The sequence below is a fragment of the Mycoplasmopsis pullorum genome, from assembly GCF_001900245.1.
GTDB classification, from domain to species: Bacteria; Bacillota_I; Bacilli_A; order Mycoplasmatales; family Metamycoplasmataceae; genus Mycoplasmopsis; species Mycoplasmopsis pullorum.
The window spans coordinates 194,433-216,740 of record NZ_CP017813.1; the positions used below are offsets into that span (position 1 = coordinate 194,433).

The 22,308-nt window shown below is 31.2% G+C and carries 16 protein-coding genes and 1 riboswitch; of the genes, 12 read left to right on the forward strand and 4 right to left on the reverse strand.

Features of this window, described 5'->3' with window-relative positions:
* The first annotated feature begins 16 nt into the window (after positions 1–16).
* The 4 genes from ftsH to BLA55_RS00720 all read left to right on the forward strand — a co-directional run bounded on the left by ftsH (position 17) and on the right by BLA55_RS00720 (position 5,685).
* On the forward strand, positions 17–2,026 hold the full coding sequence (gene ftsH, locus BLA55_RS00705) for an ATP-dependent zinc metalloprotease FtsH (protein ID WP_073372757.1): 2,010 nt from the start codon (positions 17–19) through the stop codon (positions 2,024–2,026).
* Between the two features lie 155 nt (positions 2,027–2,181).
* Positions 2,182–3,888, forward strand: coding sequence for a phosphoenolpyruvate--protein phosphotransferase (ptsP, locus tag BLA55_RS00710; protein WP_073372212.1), 1,707 nt, complete (start codon positions 2,182–2,184; stop codon positions 3,886–3,888).
* A gap of 133 nt (positions 3,889–4,021) precedes the next feature.
* Positions 4,022–4,624, forward strand: a complete 603-nt coding sequence (locus BLA55_RS00715) for an FMN-dependent NADH-azoreductase (RefSeq protein WP_073372213.1) — start codon at positions 4,022–4,024, stop codon at positions 4,622–4,624.
* Positions 4,625–4,635: 11 nt separating this feature from the next.
* The gene (locus BLA55_RS00720) at positions 4,636–5,685 is read left to right on the forward strand and encodes an LLM class flavin-dependent oxidoreductase (RefSeq protein ID WP_073372214.1); all 1,050 of its coding nucleotides are present in this window, start codon (positions 4,636–4,638) and stop codon (positions 5,683–5,685) included.
* Between the two features lie 64 nt (positions 5,686–5,749).
* Here BLA55_RS00720 and rplS read toward each other — a convergent pair whose 3' ends face one another.
* The 4 genes from rplS to BLA55_RS00740 form a co-directional block, all read right to left on the reverse strand.
* Complete coding sequence (gene rplS, locus BLA55_RS00725; RefSeq protein ID WP_073372215.1) at positions 5,750–6,103, reverse strand: 50S ribosomal protein L19; 354 nt, start codon at positions 6,101–6,103, stop codon at positions 5,750–5,752.
* Entirely contained in the window at positions 6,093–6,776 is a 684-nt protein-coding gene (trmD, locus tag BLA55_RS00730) for a tRNA (guanosine(37)-N1)-methyltransferase TrmD (protein ID WP_073372216.1), read from the reverse strand. Before trmD ends, rplS begins: the two co-directional genes overlap by 11 nt.
* Positions 6,758–7,030 (reverse strand): 30S ribosomal protein S16, encoded by a 273-nt coding sequence (rpsP, locus tag BLA55_RS00735; protein ID WP_073372217.1) that lies wholly within the window; start codon positions 7,028–7,030, stop codon positions 6,758–6,760. Before rpsP ends, trmD begins: the two co-directional genes overlap by 19 nt.
* Positions 7,031–7,258: 228 nt before the next feature.
* A complete protein-coding gene (locus tag BLA55_RS00740) occupies positions 7,259–8,443 on the reverse strand; it encodes a phosphoglycerate kinase (RefSeq protein ID WP_073372218.1) in 1,185 nt (394 codons plus the stop codon).
* Positions 8,444–8,673: 230 nt separating this feature from the next.
* On the opposite strand from BLA55_RS00740, the gene BLA55_RS00745 reads away from it, so the two are divergent.
* The 8 genes from BLA55_RS00745 (at position 8,674) to BLA55_RS00785 (ending at position 22,260) form a co-directional block, all read left to right on the forward strand.
* Positions 8,674–8,928, forward strand: a complete 255-nt coding sequence (locus BLA55_RS00745; protein ID WP_073372219.1) for a hypothetical protein — start codon at positions 8,674–8,676, stop codon at positions 8,926–8,928.
* Between the two features lie 249 nt (positions 8,929–9,177).
* Entirely contained in the window at positions 9,178–9,753 is a 576-nt protein-coding gene (locus BLA55_RS00755; protein ID WP_073372221.1) for a diadenylate cyclase, read from the forward strand.
* A 33-nt stretch (positions 9,754–9,786) separates the two neighbouring features.
* A complete protein-coding gene (gene mgtE, locus BLA55_RS00760; protein ID WP_073372222.1) occupies positions 9,787–11,283 on the forward strand; it encodes a magnesium transporter in 1,497 nt (498 codons plus the stop codon).
* A 2-nt stretch (positions 11,284–11,285) separates the two neighbouring features.
* Positions 11,286–11,975: an MPN527 family putative ECF transporter permease subunit gene (locus BLA55_RS00765; protein WP_073372223.1), complete on the forward strand. Its 690-nt coding sequence runs from the start codon at positions 11,286–11,288 to the stop codon at positions 11,973–11,975.
* A 7-nt stretch (positions 11,976–11,982) separates the two neighbouring features.
* On the forward strand, positions 11,983–14,310 hold the full coding sequence (locus tag BLA55_RS00770; RefSeq protein WP_073372224.1) for a class I tRNA ligase family protein: 2,328 nt from the start codon (positions 11,983–11,985) through the stop codon (positions 14,308–14,310).
* Positions 14,311–14,364: 54 nt separating this feature from the next.
* Positions 14,365–16,968: an endopeptidase La gene (lon, locus tag BLA55_RS00775; protein WP_073372225.1), complete on the forward strand. Its 2,604-nt coding sequence runs from the start codon at positions 14,365–14,367 to the stop codon at positions 16,966–16,968.
* 234 nt (positions 16,969–17,202) lie between these two features.
* Positions 17,203–17,370, forward strand: a riboswitch (Lysine riboswitch).
* A gap of 104 nt (positions 17,371–17,474) precedes the next feature.
* The gene (pepF, locus tag BLA55_RS00780) at positions 17,475–19,310 is read left to right on the forward strand and encodes an oligoendopeptidase F (protein WP_084107617.1); all 1,836 of its coding nucleotides are present in this window, start codon (positions 17,475–17,477) and stop codon (positions 19,308–19,310) included.
* Positions 19,311–19,332: 22 nt separating this feature from the next.
* The gene (locus BLA55_RS00785) at positions 19,333–22,260 is read left to right on the forward strand and encodes an OppA family ABC transporter substrate-binding lipoprotein (RefSeq protein WP_073372226.1); all 2,928 of its coding nucleotides are present in this window, start codon (positions 19,333–19,335) and stop codon (positions 22,258–22,260) included.
* Positions 22,261–22,308 lie beyond the last annotated feature (48 nt).

A 22,308-nucleotide genomic window follows, 5' to 3' on the forward strand; every position in this document is an offset into this window, starting at 1 on the left:
AAAGGAAAATAAGATGATGAATAAAAACAACGGTTCACAAAATAAAAAGCGAACAGTTTGAATAATTGTTTTAGCTCTTTTCATCGCTGCTATCGGTGGATATTTATTATGACGTTTCGTTTCACGAAGTGGTTATATTGAATGAAATCTTAGCGAATTAGCAAAAAATATTCGTGCAGCTGCAGCTGATGCTAGTGACCAAAATTACTTTAAATCAGTCACATATGATTTTAATACAAATACATTTAGCGGTATTTATGTCACCGGAGATTCTATTGTTAATTTCCAAAGTGCCGGAAATCCGGATGGCTTAAGTAAATTATTAGTAGTTGATGATAAAACTTATGGCGCTTGAATGGAAGGTGCATTTGCTGCTCCTGAAGGTGTTACTGTTACAGGTTATAAAACACTTACGATTCAGCAAGAACCATTTTTATTATCAGTATTTTTAAGATTCCTTCCAACATTATTAATCATTGGATTTTTATGATTCATGTATAATGCTCAATTCAAGGCGATGGGGAATGGAATGTTAGGGGACAAAAACCCTGCACAAAAAATTAAAACTGATAAAAAATTCAAAGACATTGCTGGTAACGAAGAAGCAAAAGAAGAAATTAAAGAAATTGTGGACTATTTAAAAGATCCTAAAAAATACGAAGCTAGTGGCGCAAGAATGCCGCACGGAATTTTACTAGGTGGTCCACCAGGGACAGGTAAAACTCTTCTTGCGAAAGCTACAGCTGGGGAAGCTAACGTTCCTTTCTACTTTATTTCTGCATCAAGTTTCGTTGAAATGTATGTAGGTTTAGGAGCTAAAAGAGTTCGTCAAGTTGTTGCTGAAGCTCGTAAAAATGCTCCTGCAATTATTTTTATTGATGAGTTAGATGCAATCGGTAGAACAAGAGGAAGTGGTATTGGTGGTGGACACGATGAACGTGAACAAACATTAAACCAATTGCTTGTTGAAATGGACGGTATTCAAGGAAATAGTGGTTTATTATTCTTTGCTGCTACAAACCGTACCGACGTATTAGATCCTGCTCTTGTTAGACCAGGACGTTTTGATAGAACAATTACTGTTGGACTTCCAAATGTTAAAGAACGTGAAGAAATTTTAAAACTTCACGCAACCGGAAAAAGATTTGATCCTGCTGTAGATTTTAAAAACATTGCAAAAAGAACACCAGGATATTCAGGTGCTCAACTTGAAAACGTGATTAATGAGGCTACTCTTTTATCAGTTCGTGAAAATACTAAAGTAATTACTTTAAGTCAAATCGACGAAGCTATCGATAGAGTTATGAGTGGTCCAGCTAAGAAAACAAGAACAATCACTAAAAAAGAATTAACAATGGTTGCTTACCACGAAGCGGGACATGCAGTTGTTGGTATCAAGGTACCAGGGGCAAGTAAGGTTCAAAAAATTACAATTATCCCACGTGGTGACGCTGGTGGATACAACTTAATTATCCCTGAAGAAGAAAAATATAACATGACTAAGTCTGAATTGATGGCTACAATCGCCAGCTTCATGGGAGGACGTGCTGCTGAATCGATCATCTATGGTGATAACAATATTTCTACAGGTGCTTCAAACGACATTGAAAAAGCAACAAACATTGCTCGTAGAATGGTAACTCAATATGGTATGAGTGATTTAGGACCAGTTCGTTATGAAAACGACGAAGGTAGTCCATTCTTAGGAAGAACTTTAGCAACACACCAATCATATTCAAGTAGAACAGGTCAAGAAATTGATGCTCAAATAAGAAAAATAATTAATGACGCTAAAGAATTAGCTGAAAAAATTATTTTAGAAAACCGTCAATTATTAGAATTGATTAAAGAAAGATTACTTGAAAAAGAAACTATCGTTTCAGAAGAAATTGAATATATTGTAAAACATATGCAATTACCACCTGATTCCGAAGAACACAAACAAAGTGAAGAAGTTCACAATATCACAATTGATGAATTAATTGCTGAAGCTGAAACTGATACAAAAGAAAAAGAAAATGAATAATTAAATTCGACCAATTATTAGTTGGTCGAATTTTATTTATGTTATTATGGAATTATTAACTTATTTAAGTTTTTAAATATTTGACAGTCAAAATTATTATGCTATAAATTAATAAAATTATTTATATACTTTCAAAATAATTAAGGAGTTAATAAATGAAAATTAAAGGAATAGGAGCTTCTAAAGGTGTTGCAATTTCAAAAGTTTTTAAAATTGAAGAATTACCTTTAGAAATTACTAAAAATGCACAAAATCCTGAATTAGAATTACAAAAATATCAAGATGCTCAAGAAGCTGTAATGGTAAAAATCAACAAAGCCAAAGATTTAGCTAAAGATCCAGAACACGCAGCAATTTTTGAGGCTCATTTGAATTTCGTAATTGATCCTTATGCAGTAGATTCAATCAATAACATGATTAAAAACGAAAATTTAAGTGCTGAATATGCAGTTAAAAATTTCTATGATGAATTCGCAAACATGTTTGCTATGATGGATGATGAATACATGCGTGAACGTGCAGCTGATGTTAAAGATGTTGCTAAAAAAATCTTATATGTACTAAATGGTATCGAAGAACCAAATTTAAGTGAAATTAGTGAAGAAGTTGTGATTGTAGCTGAAGACTTAAGTCCTTCACAAACTGTGCAATTAGACAAAAAATATGTTAAAGGTTTCGTAACAAACATTGGTGGTCCTACTTCACATACAGCTATTATGGCTAGAAGTTTAGGAATTCCAAGCGTAGTTGGAACTAACAATATTTTAGAATTAGTGAAAAACGGTGACGTTATTGCTTTAAATGGTGATAAAGGTGAAGTTGTTGTAAATCCAAGTGCAGAAGAAATTGAACATTTCAAAGAAGAAATGGTTAAATACGAACAATACTTATCACGTTTAGCATTATTAAAAGGAAGACAAAGTCAAACATCAGACAATCACCATATTGAAATTGCTGCAAACATCGGAACACCAAGCGATTTACAAAGTGTTTTAGATAATGATGCTGAAGGAATTGGTTTATTTAGAAGTGAGTTCCTATACATGGATAATGACCACTGACCAACCGAAGAAGAACAATATCAAGCATACAAAAAAGTTCTTGAAGGAATGAACGGTAAAAGAGTTGTTATTCGTACACTTGACATCGGTGGAGATAAAACTTTAAAATACTTTAAATTCCCTGAAGAGATGAATCCATTTTTAGGATATCGTGCAATTCGTTTTTGTTTAAATAATTTAGATATTTTCAAAACTCAATTAAGAGCTTTAGTAAGAGCAAGCGCACATGGAAAATTAGGTATTATGATTCCTATGGTTACAAACGTACCTGAATTTTTAGAAGCTAAAAAAGTTTTCGAAGAAGTTTATAATGAACTTCAAAGTGAAGGTGCAAAAATTGCTTCAAGAGAAAATATTGAATTTGGATTAATGATGGAAACTCCTGCTGCAGCTGTTTTATCAGATCAATTCTGTAAACATGCAGATTTCGTATCAATCGGAACAAACGATTTAATTCAGTATTCAATGGCAGCTGATAGAATGAACGAAAATATTTCTTACTTATATCAACCATTAAATCCATCAATTTTAAGATTAGTTAAATTAATTATCGACGGAGCACACAAACACGGTAAATGAGCTGGAATGTGTGGTGAAATGGCTGGAGACCGTCGTGCAATGCCACTTTTAATTGGATTAGGACTTGATGAATTCTCAATGTCTGCTTCTAACGTGTTAGCAGCTAGAGAATTAGCATCAAAACTATCATATGCACAAATGCAAGAATTAGCAAACAAAGCAATTGAACTTGAAAGTGAAGTTGAAGTTGCACAACTTTTAGAAAAAGAATTAAACATCTAATTTAACAAAACAGAGTTTAGCAGTTAATATTAAATATTGCTAAATTCTGTTTTTTTATTTTGCAATTAAGGAGTATAATTAAAAAGTAAAAATTAGAAAAAACGATTAAAAAACGATAGAAAGTGAGCTTTTTATGAAAAAAGTACTATTTTTAAATGGTTCAATCTCTACTAGAAAAAATTCATTTTCAAGTATTGTAACACAGGAAATTATCGATGAATATCGTAGATTAAACCCTGATGATGAGATTATTGAATATGATTTGAACAAAACTCACACCGGAGCAATTGTACATGCTCATAATTTAGCTGAGTATTACAATCAAGTTGATTCAGACTTTTGAATTGATTTATTAGCAAAAGTAGACAAAATTATTATTACATCTTCAGAGATTAATTTTTCAGTTTCCCCAGTGGTCAAGAATTTTATTGATTCAATAACGGTACCAAAAAAAACATTCGTATATAACCGAGACTCATCAATTAATAATCCTAGTCAAGGTTTATTAAATCATTTAAGTGTTTTAATTGTGACTAGCAGAGGCTCGCACGAATCTGCTTATACTTGAGCAGCTACCGGGGAATGATTAAAAAACATTTGATTATTTTTAGGTGTCCCAAATGTGCAACACATCGATATCCACGGTACCGATTTAGCGGAAAATAAAAATTTAAGCTCTCAAGAAATTAAAAATAAATACAAGGACGAGATTGGAAAAGTATTAAAAGAATTTTAAAGGAGAGATTCATGAAAAAAATTGAATTAGGTATTACAACTTTTGGAGAAACAACAAAATTAGAAAAAACGAATTCATCTATTTCGCACAGTCAAAGAATTAAAAACATAATTAAAGAAATGGAATTAGCAGATAAAGTTGGTTTGGATGTTTACGGAATTGGTGAACATCATCGTGACGATTTTGCTGTTTCTGTACCTGAAATTCTACTTGCTGCAGGTGCGGTTAATACAAAAAATATTCGTTTAACCAGTGCTGTTTCAGTACTATCATCAAGTGATCCAATTCGACTATATCAAAACTTTTCAACAATAGATGCAATTAGTGATGGTCGTGCAGAAATTATGGTTGGACGTGGTTCTTTTACTGAGTCGTTTCCTTTGTTTGGTTACGATTTAAAGCAATATGACCAATTATTCGAAGAAAAGTTGGATATGCTTTTACAAATAAACGAAAATGAGAAGCTGATTTGAAGCGGTGAATTAACTCATTCAGTTTTAAATAAAGGTGTATATCCACGTTCGGTACAACCACAATTACCTATTTGAGTGGCAACAGGTGGTAATCCAACTTCAGTAGTAAACATCGCTAAGAGGGGACTACCAATTGTTTTTGCGACGATTGGAGGAGATCCTTTAAAATTTAAAGTTTTAGTAGATATCTATAAAAAAGCTTGAAAAAACTTTGAAAAAGATGATTCAAAAATGAAAGTCGCAGCTCACTCCTGGGGATGAATTGAAGATGATAAAGAAAGTGCGATTAATAATTATTTTTGACCTACGAAAAAACTTGTGGACTCGATTGCGAAAACAAGGGAACACTGAAGTGAATTAACTCGCGAACGATATGAAAGTGAAGTGAGTGAAACAGGGGCAATTTTTGTTGGTGATCCTCAAAGTGTGGCACAAAAGATTATTCGAATTGTTGAGGGGTTGGATTTAGATCGTTTTATGCTCCACATCCCTGTCGGTTCAATGCCACACGAAGATACATTAAGAGCAATTGAGTTATTTGGTACTCAAGTAGCTCCAATTGTGCGTGCATACTTTGAAGACAAATAAAAAATGAAGTCACGACGACTTCATTTTATTATTATTTCTAACCAGTAGAAATTGGAGGACATAATTATTTTCTTTTAATTTCTTTAAGACGAGCACTCTTACCACTACGGTTACGCATGTAGTAAAGTTTTTGACGTCTTGTTTTGTTTGAACGAACAACCTCAATACTTGCGATTAAAGGTGAGTTAACTGGGAATGATCTTTCAACACCAACACCATATGAAATTTTTCTAACTATAAATTTTTCTCTTGTTCCAGATTCTTTTTTAGAAATAACTAAACCTTCGAAAACTTGGATACGTTCTTTTTCACCTTCACGAATACGAACGTGAACTCTAACGTTGTCACCTGTTTGGAAAGCAGGTAAGTCTGTACGTAATTGTGATTTTTCAACTGATTCAATTAAACTATTTCTCATTTTTTATCCTTTCAATAATGTCTGGTCGATTTTTTAACGTCTTTTGTCATTGAGCATCGACTTTCCATTTTTCAATTTCTTTGTGATTTCCATTTAATAAAACTTCCGGAACTTCCATTCCTTTGTAAACTCTTGGTCTTGTATATTGTGGATAATCTAAAAGTCCATTATTTTGAAAACTATCAAATTTATGTGATTCTTCTCGAATAACACCTGGGACTAATCTTAAAATTGAGTCCGCCATTACCATTGATGGTAACTCTCCACCTGTTAAAACATAGTCACCAATTGATAATTCAATATCAACTAGTTCTACGATTCTTTCGTCAAAACCTTCGTAACGACCAGAAATAAAGGTAATTTGTTCTTTTGTTGCTAATTCATTTGCAATTGCTTGATCAAATTTTTTACCTTGTGGTGTAACCAAAACTTTGTATCCGCCTCGATTTGGAAGCGAATCCAAAGCTAAGTCGATTGGTTCAATTTGTAATAATAAACCGTGTCCACCACCAAAAATTTCATCGTCAACTTTTCTGTGTTTACTTTTACTAAAATCTCTAAAATCCACAACATTCAAATTAATTAAACCTTTTTGAATCGCTTTGTTAATAACACTTTCTTCAATTAGTGGTTTAAAATAGTTCGGAAATAGAGTTAGGAAATTGATTTTCATTGTTTACCAGATTTTAATTCAGCTGTTAATTTGTTTTTTCTAAATAAGTTTGAAACTGTTACAGTAGGTTGAGCACCTTGTGCTAATCATTTTGATGTTGCTTCTTTGTTTAATACCAATTCTTTTGAATGTGGATTGTAGTGTCCTAAAGCTTCGATGAATTTACCATCACGTGGTGCTCTTGAGTCAGCAGCAACGATTTTGTAAATTGCATTGAATTTGCTTCCCATGCGTTTAAGTCTGATTTTAACCATTTTTCCTCCTTTTTAGTGTCAAGCAAAAGTGCTTGACAGCAATAATGCTAATTTATTATATATTAGTTTTCAAAAACACAAAACAAATAAAATCTTTTTTAGAAATTAATTTATTAGAATGCTCAAATTCGTAGTCTACATTTTGATGTTTAATACTATATTATAGTAATAAAAGTACAAAAAAACAAAGAGCTTTAATTCTGACTCTTTGTTTAAAATTTTAGTAAATTATTTGTTAGGAATTGATTCAACACCAGGTAAAGCTAAACCTTGTAATAATTCTAATGAAGCTCCACCACCTGTTGAAACGTGTGAGAATTTATCTTCCATTCCTAGTTTTTGAACAGCAGCAACTGAGTCACCACCACCAACTACAGAATAGCAATTTTGTAATTTAGCAATAGCACGACAAACGCTAAGAGTACCTTCTTTGAAGTTTTCAAATTCAGTAACCCCCATAGGTCCGTTTCAAACCACTGTTTTTGCACCTTCAAGTGCTTTAGCAAAAATTTCTTCTGATTTAGGTCCTAAATCTAATCCCATGTATCCATCGGCAATATCGATTCCTTGAACTTCACCTTTAACATCAGCAAATTCTTTAGCACATAAATGGTCTACAGGTAAAATAACTTTGTCACCATATTTTTCTAAGAAGTTTTTAGCTAATTCTAAGTAATCGTTTTCAACTAATGAGTTACCAATTGAGTGTCCTTGAGCTTTTAAGAATGTGTAAGCCATTCCACCACCGATAATCATTTTATCTGCGATTTTAATTAAGTTTTCAAGCACTTGGATTTTATCTGAAACTTTAGCTCCACCAATAATTGCTACATATGGATGTTCTGGATTGTTAATTGCTTTAGATAAAGCAGAAACTTCTTTTTCCATTAAGTATCCTAAACCGCTTTCGCTAATGTTTGAAGCGATTCCGACGTTTGAAGCGTGTGCACGGTGTGCAGTACCAAAAGCATCGTTAATAAATACATCACCTAATGAAGCTCAGTATTTACCTAATTCAGGATTGTTTTTACTTTCAGCTTTATCATTTAAGTCTTCATAACGAGTGTTTTGCATTAATAAAACATCACCGTCTTTCATTTGCGCAATTGCATTTTCTAATTCTGCACCTCTAGTTTGGTTTACGAATTTAACTTCTTTACCTAATTGTTTTGATAATTCAGCAGCAACTGGCTCAATGTTTCTTTTTGCTAAATCTTCTTCTGTTTTTACTCTACCAAGGTGTGATAATAAAATTGCTTTTCCACCTTCTGAAATAACTTTTTTAATTGTTGGTAAAGCAGCTGTAATTCTCTTAGTTGAAGTAATAACACCATCTTTAATTGGAACGTTAAAGTCAACACGAATTAATACTTTTTTACCACTTAAATTTAAGTCATCAATAGTTTTTTTCATAGAACTCCTGTTTAAATTTTTTAATTCTTTTTAATTATATATTTTTGTATCTTTAAAAATAAAATATTAATTAAAAAAACACTATTTTTTGCAAATAATACCAACGATTTTAATTAGTCAAAATAATCATTTTTTAATTTGTGAGTTTTTACTTTTGTGATTATTAAAAATCATTAAAAGTCTTATAATTTATATATATTTTATATTTATATATGTCAAATTGGAGTTTTATGGAAGGACAACACAACATTTTAATTGAAGCTAGACGTGAAGAGCTTCGTTTATTACATTTAGAAAATGAAGCTGAATTAAAAAGTGATTTAACACTAACTCGCAGCGAAAATTCAGATTCATCTTTAAAAACAAAGTTTCAAAAAGATAAATTATCACGTAAAGAGTTAATTATTCAAACAATGCAAATTTTAGTTGCATTATCACTAATTATTACTCTGATTTTGATTGCTTTAGTATTAGGTAAAAATTAATTAAGGGGAAAAATTATGTCAATCGGTTCAATATTTTTTGGATTTATTGGTTTTATAGTAATGATATTTTTTGTTTTAGCAATATTTAGATTTATTGTATGATCAATCTTTACTATTGCGAAAATTATATTTGGATTGTTAGTGTTCGGTGCCTTAGCTAGCTTAGTTATGCACTTTATTTTTCATATTCCTATTTTTTAATAAAGGAAAATCAAAAAACCAACTATATTTACTCAAAAAGGAGGTGAAGTGTTAAGTAACATTTTATTAATCGTAATTTTAGTGTTGATTGTTTTTATTTTGCTTTTTGTTACTTCGCCATATTTGTTTAACTTTGCTAAATCACGTTTTACTCGTACAAAGTACAACAAATTAGGTAAAAGTTCACAAATTCGTTTAATAAATCAATTACGTGAAGCGGTTATTTATTTAAGTAAACACAAAATTGGTGCAATTATTACAATTGAAAACACTGAAAACGTGGACAATTTACGTACTGACGGAGTCATTTTAAATGCCAACATCAGTTCGAGTTTATTAATTGCTATTTTTAACAAAGAAAGTCCACTGCACGATGGTGCTGTGGTGATTCGTGATAACAAAATTTATTACGCATCGACATTTTATAAAATTACCAGAAAAAGTATGGAAAACCGTTATGGTTCACGTCATCGTGCGGCTATGGGGATAAGTGAGATTTGTGATGCGACCACAATTGTTGTCTCTGAAGAAACCGGGACAGTTTCAATTACTAAAGGTGGAAACATCGCTGAAGTTCGCATCGATGAATTCCAAGAACAATTAGTTAGATATTTACAAGATTAAAATTAAAAAATCACAAAACAGTGGAGGTGTTGTATGGATTATACAATTGAACAAATTCATGAAGAATTAGTCGAAATTATTAAATCTAAATCAATTCTCAAAGCTCGAGAATTTTTAGACGATCATCCATATGCGGACGTAGCTCTTGCTGTTGAAAATTTACCTTTAAATCAACAACTTTATTTTTTCAGAATTTTAACAACTAATGAAGCAGCTGAGTTATTTTCATATTTAGAAGATGAATCCAAAACTAAATTAGTCCACTCTTTTACTGAAGATTGAGGAAAAGAAATTATTCAGGAGTTGCAAAGTGACGAGCTTGCTGACTTGCTTGAAGAATTACCAGTTAATTTACAAAAGAAAATTCTTTCGGAAACTCCACCTGAAAAACGGAACTTAATTAACGAAATTCTTAAGTTTGACGACAATCAAGTTGGAAGTATTATGTCTGTGGACATTTTTCCGATTCAAAATACATGAACATGTGCAAAAGCGCTAAGAAGAATTAAAGAAATGTACTTTGATGATGAAAAAGAGTTCACTCACTATTTTTATGTAACTGACGAAAAAGGTATTTTGCTTGGTAGTGTAACCTTTGAAGAAATTGTTTTTACTGATCGGTCAAGCACGATTGATGAAATTTATTCTTCAGTTCGTAGTGTGCATACTTATGACAACAAAGAAGAAGCAGCAAACATTTTCGCAGACCATGACTCTTCATCTTTACCAGTTGTTAATATTGAAAATCGTTTAATTGGGATGATTACATCAGATGATGTTATTGACGTTATTCGTGATTCTGCAACTGAGGATATTTATAAGATTGCCGGAATTAGTGCTGCCGATAGTGAAGAAGCATATTTAAAAAGATCAGTACTTTCTTTTGTTAAATCACGTGTGTTTTGACTAATTATTTTGTTAATTTCAGCGACATTAAGCGAATTAATTATTCAAACTTTCTTGAATTTTACCGAAAATTATTTCAAATTAAGCTTACGTGTTTCACTCTCTGCTGCAATCATTTCGTCTATTTTACCAGTTATTAGTGGTAGTGCCGGAAATGCTGGTTCGCAAGCATCTTCAACGATTATTCGTGCAATTGCACTTGGTGAAATTCCAAAAGGACAATATATGAAAGCAATCCGCAAAGAGCTTTGCGTTGCTTTAATTTTAGGTGCGATCTTATTTATTGTTAACTTTTTGCGTTTAGTCGTTTATTTCTCAATTTCAGGTGATTTGATTCGACAAACTAAAAATATTTTATTATTTACCTTAGCATCTTCTGTATCGCTTTATTTTGTAATTATTATTGCAAAATTACTTGGTACAGCAATTCCGTTAGTAGCTTCAAGATTAAAACGTGATCCAGCGGTTATGTCTGCACCGATTTTAACTACTCTTTCGGACGCTATTTCAGTCCTTTTTGCATTTTCAACTTTAATCTTAATTTTCTATCTTGCTTATAAAGTGTTTGTGAATCAACCAGCTAGCGCGATGGAAGTCAATGCTTTGATTTCTTTGGTTAATTAAACATGCAGAAAAAATTCAAAATTAAACAAATTACCTATGTCGCAATAATGATTGCACTATCTTTGGTAATGAATTTAATTGGTAAATTTTTAAAATTTTCTTTTCTAAGTTTTGATTTTTCACTAATCTTTATTTTCTTAATTTACTATTACTTAGGAATTAAAGGATTATTAGTCGGAATTTTAAGCCGATTTTTAATTAGTTGTTTTTTTATAGCTTATGAAGGTATTTTTAGCATTATTGGACAATCAATTCTTACCTTAGTACATTTGATTTTTTGTTTAACATTTCACTTTTTAAGCTATATTTTATTTAATAAAAAACCAAAATATTGATTTTGATGACTTTGTTTGAAATTAATATTAACTTTAATTATTACGACTTTATTGATTTCAACAATTAATACTTTCTTTTTCAATGTTGTCTACTTTAGAATTTTCGAAACAATTCAAAATTTATCACTTTTAGAATTAGTAAATACTTATTCAAGTCCAAATAATGAATGGTTAAGATTATTGTTTTTTGGAATTAAAAACTACTTTTTAGCTTCTTACGCACTTTATATTAGTTTTAATTTAATTAATTTAATAGTTATTTGTTTAGTTATTTGACAAGTATTAAGAGTCTTTAATAACTCACATTTAGAAATTTATTTAAATATTCATAATACGAAATTTACCAACCAATGATAGGAGAAACATGAATAACTCATATGATTTTAAAGAAATAGAAAAAAAATGACAGGAATATTGACTAGAAAATAATTCCTTTGAACCATCACAAGATTACTCAAAACCAAAGAAATATATTCTTTCAATGTTTCCATATCCAAGTGGCAAGATCCACATGGGACACGTCCGTAATTATTCAATTACCGATGCAATGGCTCGTTATTACCGTCGTCGTGGTTTTAATGTTTTACATCCATTTGGTTGAGATGCTTTTGGCTTACCTGCTGAAAATGCTGCAATTAAAAATCAAGTACATCCACGTATGTGAACATACTCAAATATTGATTCAATGAATGATGAATTTAAAAAACTAGGTCTTTCTTTTGCATGAAATTACGAATGTATTACTGCCGATCCAATTTACACACGTTGAGAACAATTTATTTTCTTAAAAATGTTCGAAAAAGGACTTATTTATCGTAAAGAAGCAAGCTTAAATTATTGTGAAGTTGACAAAACTGTTCTAGCTAATGAACAAGTTATTAATAATCTTTGTTGACGTTGCGATACTCCTGTTGTACAAAAACAAATGAACCAATATTATTTAAAAATTACTGATTATGCTGAAGAGTTATTGCAAGATCTTAACCAATTGGAAGGTCACTGACCACAACAGGTTATTACAATGCAACGCAACTGAATCGGTAAAAAAGAGGGATACGAATTTAAATTAAGTGTCCACACTGGGGACAATCAAACTTTTGATGTATCAATTTTTGAAGACGACATTGCTCAAATTAGCAATACACAGTATCTTGCTTTAAATGTTAACAGTCCACTTGCAAAACATTTACGTACAAATGACTCACAAATTGAAGCTAGTGCACAAAAAATCATTTCGAATATCAATTCAAAAGTATTCAATGAAAAATTATGTATTAAAACTAATTTAAAAGTATTTGTCCCTTTCTTAAACAAAGAAGTCCCAGTTTTAATCACCGATTTTGCTTCAATTAATCCTGAATTAGATGCTTTATTAGTTTCAAATGTCAAAGAGCGTGATGTTGATTTTTTAAGTTCAAACAATTTGCAAATCGATCCAAAAATAAATGACAATTTAAAGTTAAACATCTCTAAAACAGTTAAATATAACCTTAGAGACTGGGGACTATCAAGACAACGTTATTGAGGGACACCTATTCCTTTGATACACTGTCCACACTGTGGTATTGTTGCTGAAAAAGAGTCACACTTACCTATTTTACTACCTGAAAAAGTCGTTTTTGATGGAAAAGGAAATCCACTTAAAACAAACGAAAACTGATTAAAAGTTAAGTGTCCCCAATGTGGTGAACCTGCAATGCGTGAAACAGATACATTGGACACTTTCTTTGAATCAAGTTGATATTTCTTAAGATACACCACACCACCACATTTAAGAGAATCACAAATCTTTGATGAAACATCGATTAATTATTGAAACGAGGTAGATGAGTACGTTGGTGGTATTGAGCATGCAATCCTACACTTACTTTATGCTAGATTTTTTACCAAAGTACTTGCTGATTTAAACTTAGTCAACTTTAGAGAACCATTTAAAAATCTATTGACTCAAGGAATGGTACTCAAAGACGGAAGTAAAATGTCTAAGTCAAAAGGTAACACCGTTGAACCATCTGAGTTAATTTCACAATATGGAGCTGATGCTTCAAGATTATTTATCTTTTTTGCCGCACCTCCAACTAAAGAATTAGATTGAAATGATTCTGGGGTTAATGGATGTTTTAAATTTATTAAAAAGATATACGAAAAAGCTCTTTTAGTTAATAAAAATGATGATTTAACCAAAGTTAAAGAATTAAATTTCAGTTCAGTTGAAAAAAATGCACGTAGAAAACTTTATCTTGGATTAGAAAAGACTTTTGAGACTTTCGAAAACCGTAAAAATGAGTTTTCATTTAATACTGTTGTGTCATGATGCATGGAAACTTTAAATGCGTACGATGAAGTTGAAAATTCTTTATTAATTAAAGAACTTTTATATGTAATTTTAAACATTTTAGAACCATTTGCACCACATGTTGCTTGAGAATTATCAAAGGAATTATTTGATTTAAAAAATCTTTTCGACTTTAGTATTGATGAATCGGCTCTAGTTGTGGATGAAATTAGTTTAGGTGTAACTGTTAATGGAAAAGCACGTGGTGAAATCACTGTTGCAAAAAACGAATCTAAAGATAAAATTTTGGAATTAGCAAAGTTAGAGGTTTCAAAATGATTAGAAGAACAAGAAATTGTAAAAGAAATCTTAGTACCGAATAAATTAGTAAACTTTGTTATTAAACCAAAAAAATAATTTAAACTTATAATAAATAGAATATTGTAAATATAAAAGAAACGAGAATAATAAATGATATTAGAATATTTAGTTTTACCAAAAAAACACGTATCATTTCCCGGAGTGGTCTATCAGGCTCCGATTTTAGATGATGATACGTATTTGTTTGAAAGGATCCAAAAAAACGAAGTAAATAAATTAGCAATAATTTATAACGATAATGCCCAAAATATTTTTCAATTCGGTCTTTATGTCCAAGTTTTAGGTGCTGAAATTAATAGCGACGGAACAAAAGTTATTAACTTTATCGGATTAAAAAGATTAATTAATCAAGCTTTTGTGCGTGATGTGAGCGACGAAGAGTTAGATAAAATTGAAATTGAGCAAAAAACTGCACTTTTAGAAAGTGGTTTAACTGTTGATGATACTATTAGAGTCCAAGTTATTTTTGACGAATCTGCACCTAACGGTGACGAAGATTTTTGATTTAATTTTGCGAATCCTGAAGCAATCAACTTACTACAAAACACATTAAAAAGTTTTGAAAATGTTGGGGAAGACTACTTTGAAAAGAACTTAATGACAGGTAAAAGTTGAAAATTTGATGAGATTTTCGATTTTCAAGCAAAATTTGGATTTACTAAGAAAAATCTAATCGAAAGAAAAATGATTTTAAACGTAATGCTCTCATTTTTAAAAGACATTGAAAACGAATTTAGCAAAATTGGATATTTTGAATCAGTCAATTCTGAACCAAAAAATATGATGCTAACCAATCTTGCTCGTTATTTCACAAAATCACTTGAAATCGAAAGTGAAATTCAAGACGAAATTAACAAGAGTTTATCAGAACATCAAAAAGAATACATGTTACGCGAAAAAATGAAAGTCATTAAAGAAAAATTAGATGACATTGATGGAACTGATGAAGATGAATACGAAAAAATCATCAAAGGTAAAAAAACTAATCAAATGTTCCCTGAATCAGTTAAAAAATTAATTCGTTCAGAAACAAAAAGATTATCACAAATGATGCCAGCAAGTCCTGATGCTAACTTAACTAAAACTTACATCGAAAACCTAAAAGCGCTTCCTTGAAGAAAAACAGAAATTGATTTTCTGGATATTAAAAAGGTTCGTGAAGTACTTGATAAATACCACTACGGTTTAGATGAAGTTAAAGAAAGAATTGTGGAATACTTAGCTGTTATCATTAACAACCGTAAACACAATCCGGTTGACGAATCTTCATTAATTAAGATTGATAAAGATTATGAAATCGACTTAAACTTATTCAAAGAAGAAAAAGAAAGCAGAAGCAAGAAAAAACAAAAAACATTATTTAACAATGTACCAATTTTAACTTTAGTTGGTCCACCTGGGACAGGTAAAACTTCGCTTTCAAATGCGATTGCCGAAGCATTAAATAAGAAGTTTATTAAAATTTCACTTGGTGGTGTACATGACGAAAGTGAAATCCGGGGTCACCGTCGTACCTATGTTGGTGCTATGCCGGGGAAAATTATTAAAGGAATTTTAAAAGCACAAATTTCGAATCCATTAATCTTACTTGATGAGATTGATAAAATGGCTTCAGATATGAAAGGTGATCCAGCTTCTGCAATGTTGGAAGTATTAGATCCAGAACAAAACTCAAAATTCCAAGATCACTACTTAGAACATGAGTACGATTTATCAAAAGTAATGTTTATTGCAACTGCAAACTACTTTGAAGATATTCCAGCACCTTTATTAGACCGTGTTGAAATTATCGAACTTAGTCCTTATACCTTAAATGAAAAAGTTAAAATCGCTCGTGACCACTTATTACCAAAAGTCATTCAACAAACAAGTTTAACGCCTAAATTACTTCAAATTAGTGATGAAACATTAAAATTCATCATCAAACACTATACTTTAGAAGCTGGTGTTCGTGGTCTTAAACGTGTATTAGACAAACTAGCACGTAAAATTGTTGTAAAAATAATTGATGATCCTAAATTAAAATCATTCGAAGTTACTATTGACAAATTAGATAGCATGTTAGGTGTAATTAAATTTAAAGAAGAAGAAAAAGATGATGTGAATGCCCCTGGGGTAGTTAACGGAATCGCTTACACTGCTGCTGGTGGATCAAGCTTAGAAATCGAAGTAACTACTTATCCAGGTAAAGGTGAAATTAAATTAACTGGACAATTAAAAGATGTTATGCAAGAATCTGCGCAAATTGCTTTAACTTATGTTCGTGCAAATTCTGAAAAATTTGGCGTTTCTGATTTTGACTTCGAAAACAATACAATCCACATCCACGTTCCTGAAGGAGCGGTTTCAAAAGATGGACCAAGTGCTGGAGTTACTTTCACAACTGCTATTATTTCAGCCTTAAGTAAGCGTAGTGTACCATCAAATATTGGTATGACTGGTGAAATTACATTAAGAGGAAAAGTATTTGAAATTGGTGGTCTTAAAGAAAAATCTTTTGCTGCAACTCAGAAAAAATTAAAATACATTTTTATTCCTGAAAGTAATGTTAAAAACTTAAGAGACATACCAAATGAAATCAAATCGGAATTAATTTATATTCCAGTTAAAGAATATGATCAAATTTATGATGTTATTTTCAACAAACAAAAACCAAAGTATCAAATCGAAACTAAGTTAGACGAAAATAATTAAAAAATAGTTAAAAGCGTGTTAGAAAACACGTTTTTTGTTTTATTTAGAAAAAATACGAAAAAAAACTTAATTTATTTTTGAATTGTGTATAATACTTCCGTTATGAATAAAACTTTAAGCATTCGTTTTGTCACATTCATTATTACAAATATTATGTTTGTATAATTTTGAGTGTGCTGAAATGATTGCTTTTCAGGACACTCGTTAAAAATGTGTGCCTGAATTCATCAAAAAAATTGCTGTAGAGGAGCTTTTAGCAATAGTAGATAGTTGAGCAGGCATGCGACGATGCTATCGAAAGGGTATAAAAGCCGAAATACAAAGTAAGGCATTACTTTGTATTGGTAGAAATTCACAATAGTTTTCTACTCTCTGGTGTCATCCATTGGTGCTATAGCTTTACAAACTTTTAAATTCATTCAATATAGATAATGAAAAAAGTTTTGTAGGGTTATAAGCTCTGCAAAACTTTTTTGTTTTATTTGTAGCGAAAATGAAAGGATTCGATGAAAGAAATCAAGGAATACGACCGGTATCAAGATATTCCGCAAAAGTATCGTTGAAAGCTCGATGATATTCTCGAGAATAAGACTTTTGATGAGTGACTTGCTGAATACGAGAAGCTTGTGCGTGCTCGAATTGAGATTAAAGATTCTAAGTATGACAGTATCGAGAGCTATCTTGAAGATGTCAAATTAGATGAGCAAGCGACAATTATTGCTTTTAAGTTACATAATTACTCCTCAAATTGACGTAACACTAATGTAACTGATACTCAAGCCAATACTGCAGTGCAAAAATTTACAACTCTGTATTCGCAATTAAAATCCGAATTAGGTTCAGAAGAAAATCGTTTCTTTGTTCACATTGATAAAATGAAACAATGAAAAGATGATCCAAGACTGAAAGATTATAAGCGCGATATGGAAGACTTAATTGATTCATATGAACATAAATTAAGTGACGATGTTGAGAATTATTTAATTAAAACCAGCATCGGAAATCCTAATCCGCATAATGTCTTTGCAATCTTGACTAATAGCGAATTGGATTTTGGTGTAATTACTACTTCAAAAAATAAGAAGATTAAATTAACACCAGTAAATCGTTCAAAATTACTCAAAAGTAATGATGAAGCAGTGCGTAAAGGAGCATATAAAAATTACATTAGTGCATTTGCAAAACACAAAAATACATTAGCTGAATTACTTTATCAGCACTTTAAAAAGCAACAAGTTGAAGCTAAAGTTCGTAAATACAATTCAACAGTTGAATTTCTAACTCACTCAGATCGAGTTAGTGATGAAATTCTCCAAAAACTCTATGAGCAAGTTTCAAATCGCAAAAGTGTCTTTAAGAAATTCAACAAGTATCACAAAATCTTTTATAAACAAAGATTCAAAAGTACAATGCATGATTGAGATGCAACACGTGATTTAGTCAATGTTAAAACTGAATATAGTATCGAAGAAGCTAAAGACTTAGTTACTAAAGCACTCGAACCATTTGGTGATGAATACATTAATCAAATCAAAAAGGCATTAACCCAAAACTGAGTTGATTTTATGTCTGCCAAAGGAAAACGTAGTGGAGCATACTCGATTGGAAGCAGTTACGGGATTGAGAAAAAATACATTCTCATGAATTTCAACGGTACACTCAAGAGTGTGTCGACACTAGCACATGAACTTGGGCATTCGATGCATTCATATTATTCTGATACTCGACAAAGTTTAAATCTGAGTCAATATCCGATTTTCTTAGCAGAAATTGCATCGGTATTTAATGAATTAATGTTATTTGATTACTTATTAAAAAACAGTCATGATGACAAATTAAAATTCACGATTTTAACTGATGTAATCAATGGATTTATTGGTACAGTAATGCGACAGGTTGAATGATCTAACTATGAATATAATTTATTTGCTGCTATCGAGGATGATCAACCAGTCAATAACTGAAGTGCAATCAGTAAATTGTATTTTGAAAACTCTAAGAAGTATTCTTTAAAATCAAATCCTAAATATAATGAGGAAAAAACAATAGCAAGTGTGTATGTACCACATTTCTATTACTCATTTTATGTATATAAATACGCGATAGGTCAATTAAGTGCAAACTATTTCTTTGCACAATATAAAAAACACGGAAGTGCTGCACTACAATCATATATTAATAATTTCTTAAGTGCAGGATCTAGCGATTATCCTATTAACATTCTCAATAAAGTCGGAATCGACTTGACCAGCGAATCATTTTACGCTGACGGATTCACTTATGTAGCTGAATTGATTGACGAATGAATTAAATTAGGTAAAAAGATATTTAAGGTAAATTAATAAACACACGAGGTTATAAAAAATGAAAAAAGCTAAATATTTATTATTAGGAACAGCCGGTGTTGCAGTTCTTGCAACTTCTTTATCTGCTGGATGTAATTCAAATACATTCTCTACTTATGCAGAAAACAAAAAAATGGCTACTTCTATTAACTCTGTTTATTTACAAGGATATCAAATTTATGATAGCTCATTAAGTAGTGGTGGAATGGTTGATCCATTTACCGACTCAACAGTTCCATTTTTAATGAATGTTGATTATGAAGATAAACCTGTTTATGCTAATGTAAATGGTGTAACAAAAGTTCAAACTCCTACTTTTGCAAGATATACATTAGATTTAATTGATGCAATTATTCTTGTAGTTAATGGTGAAGAAATTACTTATGATTCAGACGTTGCTGAAATCACTCCAGCTGCTGATGCAAATGGCTACTATTCAAAAGCTCTTGTATTTAAACAATCTGCAAATCAAAAATCAATTAACCACAGATCATTCTTGAACAACTTAAATCAAGCTTCACAAATGAAATTTAGAGTTAGACAAAATGTTAAATGAGTTGATCAAAATGGTAATGAAACTAAATACTCAGTTAGAGCTAAAGACTTCTATTTAGGATACTTAAGAACTGTTTTATCAGATTATAACTATAGAATGGCGAATGGTGGAACTGTTGAAGCTAACAAAATTGCATCTGAGACTACTACAAATACATCTGTAAACATGGATAACAACAAAGCTGCTTATTCAAACATTTACCTATTAGATCTTTATGACATTGACAAAAATAAATTATTAAGTGAAGAAGATTCAGTTCAAACAGTGGGTGATAGAGAATTTTACGTAATTTCATCAACTGATGTTGAGGGACATAAAGCAGCTAAATTTAAAGAATTAGCTCTTAAATTATTAACTGGATCTGCAGACTTTATCCCTGTACCATCAGAATATATTACAGAAAACAAAGAGAACCGTGAAGTTATCCAATCACAAGATCCAAAAACTACAAAAGAAAGATTAGAAGTTATTCGCGATACTTTCTTAGCTGCTAGTGGACAAGCAAAAGATGCTGGTTTCTACTGATATGGTAGAACAATGGATACTACTCTTTTTGCTGGGAAATACTACGGTAGACCATTTGATTCAAATATTTTAAAACTTCAAGTTAGATTAAACAAACACTACGCTAACCAAGAATACGCTAACGATCCAAGAAGAATTGAAATTTTTGAAAGATCATACCGTACATCCGCTGCTGATGCTGCACAATTCCAAAAAGCTCAATGAAATCAATTCTTAGCAGGATTAACTTCAACAATTCCATATACATCTTTAGATTCTGGTAATAGAAAAATCGTTGATAATGAACCTGAAAAATACGGAGTTACTTACGTTCAAGTTTTAAACAAAACAAACGCAACAAAACACTCAATTAACTCACCTATTCCTCTTTACAGTGCGTCAGCAAAATATGCAAATAATGATCCTAGTTTCAACGTAGCATTTGCTAAATTAAACTACGGTTCGTCATCTGCAAATCCAATTGAAGATATTAAAAAAGGTAGATTTGTTACTGATTTAGAAAGTTCAATTGTTGGTTATGGATCAGAGTTTAGATCTATTTTAAGTGCTGCTATTAATGTTCAATACCTAGCTACAAAAGCTAACGCACCTAGAGAAAGTATTCCATGAAACAGTATTTTCGCACAAGATTCAGACTGAAATGGTAGATCTTTAAGTGAAGGATTCTCATATGCTAGCCCAAGAGAAGCGTATAAAGAATTAAACAGTTACTTCGTTACAAACCGTCAAACAGGTGAAAGATACGTATTATTACCAAACAAAGAGAAAGACAAAGATTTAGTTGCACCTGGAGATACAGATGCAACTACAGCTGGAGCAGATGATGCGTTAAAATCAGCAGCATATGCTGAATTACAAAACAAAATGACTGATTTATTAGATGCATTTTTTGCAGAACATCCAGAAATCACAGATCAAAAAGTTGTATGATCAGATACATATAGATACTTAAACTACGACGGAAACTACGAAGGATTATTAGGATCAGTTGTAGCAGCAATTAATGGTCTTGATAAAAAAGGAAGAATTAGCTATTCAATCGTTAAACCTGAAAATGCTGATGCATGATATAAATTCTGACTTTCAGCAAAACACCTTAATCTAATGGGATGAGGATATGACTATGATAGTGTAGGATCAGGTATTGACGCGATCTCTAGAAGTCACATGGTTTGATACTTTGCCGCAATTTTAAATAACGAAGAATTTGCTGCTAAAGCTGAAAAAGCTTATCCGCAACTTGTTAAAGCTGCTAAAGCTTTCAAAGCATTCGTTGAAACAGAAGGTAAAAACTACAAAATACCAGTTTCATTTTCAGATATGACTAGATTAACAAACAGTATTATTTCTGATATTGATAGTGCTTGAAAATACCTTGAAGTAGAAGAAAATGGTACAATTCACATTTACAACGAAGAAGCAGATGAAGTTGAAACTAAAATTGAAGAAGTTAAAGCTAAAATTGAAAAAGCAACTAATGCTTTCAATGATGCAGAAAAAGCTGCAAAAATCGCTGAAAAAGAACAACTTGAAGCTAAATTAGCGGAATTAAAAGCAAAAGTTAAAGCCAGAGATGATGAAAATTACCAAGATTTAGCTACAATTACTGCTCTATTCTGAATTAACTATACAACTCAATTTGAAAATACAAAAGATTTACTTGACTTATTAGTTGAAATTAACAACTTGCTTGGTATTTCTTATGACTCAGATAACTATGCTTCAAAAGAAAGTTTTGTAAAAACAGTTATTAATCCAGGTTATGCTGTTCCTTCAACTGCAGGACAACCATTCTCATCATATGCAGATTACAAAATTAGTAATTTAACACTTGAAACAATTGAAGCTGCTAAAAACAAAAAATAATTTACGATTTTAGGCAATTAACTTTTAGGTTAATTGCCTAAAACTTTA